Here is a 4880-nt window from a genome sequence, read left to right as displayed (position 1 = left end):
AATTAATTAGTGCCTCCAAGAACTATTTCTGGAAATTTTGATTGAACTTCTGTAAATGGCCGTCTTCTTCCCTCTTCTTGCCAATAGTTAATTACCTCAGTCGCTTGATTGAGAAGATCGACCCGGTCTGATTCATTAATCCAATGTTTGGCTTCTATTTCTTTTCTTAATTCTTCCCAAGCATCATTGCGAGGCCAGAAAAAGTAACAGGTTAAGGGGCTAGTACCATTTCCTACCACTTGATCTACTGCAAGTGCTACATTATCTTCTAACCAAACTACTTTAAGTATAAATTTGGACAATTTACCTCCAGAGCCAATATTAGGCTAATTTCAAAACTTTGCACAATATTTAATCTTACCACGGAAATTGAGTGATGGACAAAGCAATTTTAGTTTTTGATATTGATGGTGTAATTAGGAATGTTGGAGGGTCTTATCGACGGGCGATGGTGGATACGGTACAGCATTTTACATCTGGCGCTTTTTGCCCCACTTTGACAGATATTGACCAACTCAAATCTGAGGGTATTTGGAATAATGACTGGGAAGCTTCGCAAGAGTTAATTTATCGGTATTTTGAAGGCCAAGGTCAAAAAAGAGAGGATGTTGGTTTAGATTATCAAAAGTTAGTGGCTTTTTTTCAGTCTCATTATCGGGGTCCCAATGAAGATAATTGGACTGGTTATATTTGTACCGAACCGTTGTTGGTAAGTTCTGGTTATTTTCAGAGACTGACAGCAGCAGGACTTTCTTGGGGATTTTTTAGTGGGGCAATGCGGGCAGAGGCTGCTTATGTCTTGGAAGGTAAGTTAGGGTTGAGTTCCCCTGTAGTCGTGGCAATGGAGGACGCTCCCGGAAAACCTGACCCCACGGGGTTATTTGCAGTATTGGAAATATTAGAAAAACAGCATGGTTTAGCGGAAAATCTACCAGTGATTTATGCTGGCGATACAGTCGGAGATATGTATACAGTGGAGAAGGCTCGTCAAGCGATGCCGTTGAGAAATTGGGTAGGTGTTGGTGTGTTGCCTCCCCATGTACAGGAAAGTCAGACAAGACGAGAGACTTATAGTTCAAAACTATTGGAGGCTGGGGCAAAAGTGGTTTTGAGTAATATTGAAGAGTTGTCTGAAGAGGCGATCGCTCGGACTTTGAGTAGAGGTTAATATAATTTCAGCTTATAGCGGTTTTCACTCATGTTGACTACAAAACTTATGTCCTCAGCATAAGTGCTTTTAAATCAAAATTTATGTATTCTATGAAATATGAAAACTGCTATAAATACAGAGATTGAATCAGTTAACTGATACAGTACATTTCATCACACAAACTAAGCTAACAAATCATCAATAAATAAGTCTATTTTCTTTTGAGAAAGATGTTGCATCACAACAATGTGAGCTAAAGAACCCTGAGTAGCTAATTGCCACTTCTGACAAATCTTAATTGATGGCTTATCAAATACAACCGTAGTTGAAAAATCATTTAAAAAAGGTCTGTACCCAATCTCTTCTAGACGTTTATACAAATACCGAGCATTTTCTAGACAAGTCGAAACTTCTCCAGTAAACTGTTGACTTCTGGTCATAATAGCATACCAAAGAAATAAACAAGCAAGCCCACTACGAGAACCTGTAATAGTTGTATCATTACAACCAATATATTCTATTTGATTTCTGATTTTGTCAGTATAAACTTTACGAGTTAAAACAATTCCATAAGGAATAGGAGAACCAAAAAATTTATGACCACTAACAGCAATACTACCAATAGGATAATCCTGAAAACTAATTTTTGGTGCTGTTTCCATGAAAGGTAATAACATTCCTCCTAATGCACCATCACAATGAATATAAAAAGGAATTTTTAGCTTTTCTAAAATATCAACTGTTGGCTCTATTCGATCCACTGCTCCTCTCATGGTAGTGCCTAAGTTGAGATTGAGAATAACACTATGATTTGTTCGTTTTGATATTTCTTGTTTGAGATGCTCGTAATCTATTTCCCCATTAGGTTGAGAGTTAATAACTACATGAGGTATTTTCAACATACAAGCCGCTTTGGCAATGGAATAATGAGTATCTTTTGAGGAGTAGAGAATTGCATCCGGGAGTAACTCTCGGCCTAAAAACATACCATAGATATTTCCTTCCGTACCACAACTGGTAACATATCCCCATTCTGCTTCTAAATGATAAAGTTCAGCTAACCAAGAAATACATTGTTGCTCAATATTTTTGTCTTGAATATACCAATATCCAGACTCCCAGGGATCGCCTAAATTATTGATTAGATATTGAAAGAAAGGTATCAGAGGGGTGTAATCAAAATTAAGATTGAGTGGATAGCCAATGAAAAATTCTGTAGACTCAGCAATACTTTTTTCTAAAGTCTTCAAAATTTCTTGTTGTTCTGGGAGAGGAGGTGAAAATCTTGTCACCTGACTGTTGTTGTTGATAGGATTTAATTTTTCCCTAACATTACTTAAATTTTTCATAGTTCTTGAATACCGATTTTGAAAGGTCTATTGTTGAGTAGTTAAATTTTGAATTTTCATTTTGGCAGAGCTTTGTTGTTTACTCTCAGTTTGTCTTGTGGCTTCTGTAAGTAGTTGGCTAAACAAAAAGCATACTATAACTACTATATGAGTTTATATGAAATCATGATTACACAAGTTTGTCAAGACATAAAATTATGATGACTACGCCAAATCAAAATTTTAAGAATTATACAAGACTTACGCATAAGTACGGATGATGATCGGGGTGGTCGTTAACATCCTACAAATGGCGTATATTTTCGTTTTTTTACGTAAGTCCTGTTGTAGATAAAAACCAGAACGAAACTCAAGATTTTAAGATGGATCTACTGCTTGAAACAATGGGTCAACACAACTAGGGTTCAAACACCTATGGGGTCACTGACCTATGGGTTTTGTTACACTCATGCAAAGCAAACACATGGGTATATCCCCCCAAAGACTATCATCCTAAGTAGCTAGATGAAGGTACTTTTTCGTGCTTAACTATTTCATCACACTGACATTTGTGTTCTGATCTAACTGAGATCGTAGATTTTTACTCATTCATAGATATTTGTCAAAAGACACTTTTGCAGAGCATAATTACAAAATGCAATAGAAGCGATCGCATTTCAGAAATGTGTCTTAACTTAGCTGTTCGCATAACGTTTTCACAGAAAACAGAATATGCTTTGAGCGATCGCCAAATTCCTCATTGGCAAACTAGATTAGAGATGGCTGCTAAGTTGAGCGATGAAACTGATTTTGGTTATTTGGGAGTTGATATTGTGCTATACTGAGAGAAAGAACATATTTTATTGGAAATCAATGCTCGTCCTGGTCTTTCAATTCAAATTGCTAATGGAGAGGGATTAATTGAGAGGTTAGAAGCGATCGACTAGGTTGTGTCAAAACTTTCGGGTATTGGGGAAAAGATTGCTTTTGCTCAGAAAAGATTTGGGAGAATGGATCGAGTTTTGTAGTTGGGTTGAGCGGAGGGAAACCCAACATTATCTGGATATGTTAGAAACCCAACATTATCAAAACTTAACACTATCTTGGTTGGTGTTGGGTTGCGCTGCCGCTTAACCCAACCTACGTTTTATTCTAACAGCGGTTTTCATTTGGGTAAACCACAATAGGGGCGATTTTTGCTTGTGAAGATGTGGTTCATCAATGAGCAAAAGCGCTGTATTATCTGATTATCTTGGTTTGTTGGGTTGCGCTCCGATCTTTTCCTTTACTGCCTACTGCCTACTGCCTCTTTTCCGAAGATGTCTAATAGTTTTGTAGTTTTGTAGGTTGGGTTGAGCGGCAGCGTAACCCAACATAATATGTTTTGGCAGAATTTCTCCTACAGATAAGCGACCCTAACACTTTGTTGTACTCAAACTACTTACGCTCTTATGATCTTGGTTTGTTGGATTGCGCTCCGACGCTTAACCCAACCTACGTTTTATTCTCTAGCAATCAGAACTTACGCCAGGGCATTATATATAGTCAGGACTTACGCATAAGGTATCAAAAGTGGGATTCGAGGTTGCTTCCCTGTGGCTCGCTGCGGATGAAAATGCGTTATAGTGCGTAAGTCCTAATTATCTGGCGTTGTATTAAGTGGCGCGATCGCAACAGCACAACAGACTTTCATAACTTAACCCAACCTAGTTCTTGGTTGATTATTTTGGCTTTTGTTGAATTTATTCTAACGGATAAGCTCCACTAACACTTCGTTCTACCGAACCTACATTTACTACCCGAAGCTTGTTGTGGAGCTAGCTTATGTGAGAATCACCGACCGCAGTATATAACCTTATTTTCAACAGCAGGGTTGAAATCTGTTGTAATTAAAGCTACTTATGCACTAAAACAAGCCTTCAGGCTCGGAGAAGCCAGTAGACGACATCAACGAATCTTCCAATGTAGTAGCCTCAAAGAATTCACTAGGCATGAATAAAACTTCACCTCCTATCATTTCCTGTTGAACATCCAAGGGGATAGAAGTTCTTTCTTCTATTACGAAAACCTGTTTTCCAGGCTCAAGAACTTCAGGGAGTAAGAAGTTATCTGCAACAGCTGCTTCTTCTTGTTCAGCTAATATATCGCTAATATATCCTTGAATGAAGGATAAATTTTCTTGATACTGTTCTATTGTGACGGTGTCCGCTCCTGGTCCTTGGACTCCAAATTCGGAGGCAGAACCACCATTTTCTAAATGCTCAATCTTCATAGGTTTATATATCAATAATTGTTGAATTTATATATAACAATTTTTTTTTGATGACATCAATAAATTTTGTTATTTATGTAGTTAGTTTTGTAGTTTTGTAGGTTGGGTTGAGCGGAGGGAAACCCAACAT

7 protein-coding genes are annotated in these 4880 nt (G+C 37.7%); 4 read left to right on the top strand and 3 right to left on the bottom strand.

Annotated elements, in window-relative coordinates; translation table 11 throughout:
* Positions 1-2: 2 nt before the first annotated feature.
* The gene (locus tag AC3DU7_RS25350) at positions 3-302 is read right to left on the bottom strand and encodes a 30S ribosomal protein PSRP-3 (RefSeq protein WP_202221118.1); all 300 of its coding nucleotides are present in this window, start codon (positions 300-302) and stop codon (positions 3-5) included.
* Positions 303-376: 74 nt separating this feature from the next.
* Here AC3DU7_RS25350 and AC3DU7_RS25345 point away from each other — a divergent pair, with 74 nt between their 5' ends.
* On the top strand, positions 377-1168 hold the full coding sequence (locus AC3DU7_RS25345; RefSeq protein WP_488042056.1) for a TIGR01548 family HAD-type hydrolase: 792 nt from the start codon (positions 377-379) through the stop codon (positions 1166-1168).
* A 164-nt stretch (positions 1169-1332) separates the two neighbouring features.
* Here AC3DU7_RS25345 and AC3DU7_RS25340 read toward each other — a convergent pair whose 3' ends face one another.
* Entirely contained in the window at positions 1333-2499 is a 1167-nt protein-coding gene (locus tag AC3DU7_RS25340; protein WP_488042055.1) for a histidine decarboxylase, read from the bottom strand.
* Positions 2500-3113: 614 nt separating this feature from the next.
* On the opposite strand from AC3DU7_RS25340, the gene AC3DU7_RS25335 reads away from it, so the two are divergent.
* Genes AC3DU7_RS25335 through AC3DU7_RS25325 form a run of 3 tightly spaced genes read left to right on the top strand, consistent with a single transcriptional unit; the run spans position 3114 to position 3612 of the window.
* Positions 3114-3323: a hypothetical protein gene (locus AC3DU7_RS25335; RefSeq protein WP_488042054.1), complete on the top strand. Its 210-nt coding sequence runs from the start codon at positions 3114-3116 to the stop codon at positions 3321-3323.
* A gap of 18 nt (positions 3324-3341) precedes the next feature.
* A complete protein-coding gene (locus AC3DU7_RS25330; RefSeq protein ID WP_488042057.1) occupies positions 3342-3425 on the top strand; it encodes a hypothetical protein in 84 nt (27 codons plus the stop codon).
* Positions 3426-3465: 40 nt separating this feature from the next.
* Positions 3466-3612 carry a hypothetical protein gene (locus tag AC3DU7_RS25325; RefSeq protein WP_488042053.1) on the top strand — a complete coding sequence of 49 codons (147 nt, stop codon included), beginning with the start codon at positions 3466-3468 and terminating at the stop codon, positions 3610-3612.
* A 772-nt stretch (positions 3613-4384) separates the two neighbouring features.
* On the opposite strand, the gene AC3DU7_RS25320 is transcribed toward AC3DU7_RS25325, so the two are convergent.
* Entirely contained in the window at positions 4385-4750 is a 366-nt protein-coding gene (locus AC3DU7_RS25320) for a hypothetical protein (RefSeq protein WP_488042052.1), read from the bottom strand.
* Positions 4751-4880: the final 130 nt, after the last annotated feature.

The organism is Okeania sp., from assembly GCF_983059655.1.
This window is presented reverse-complemented; position numbering and strand designations above follow the sequence as displayed.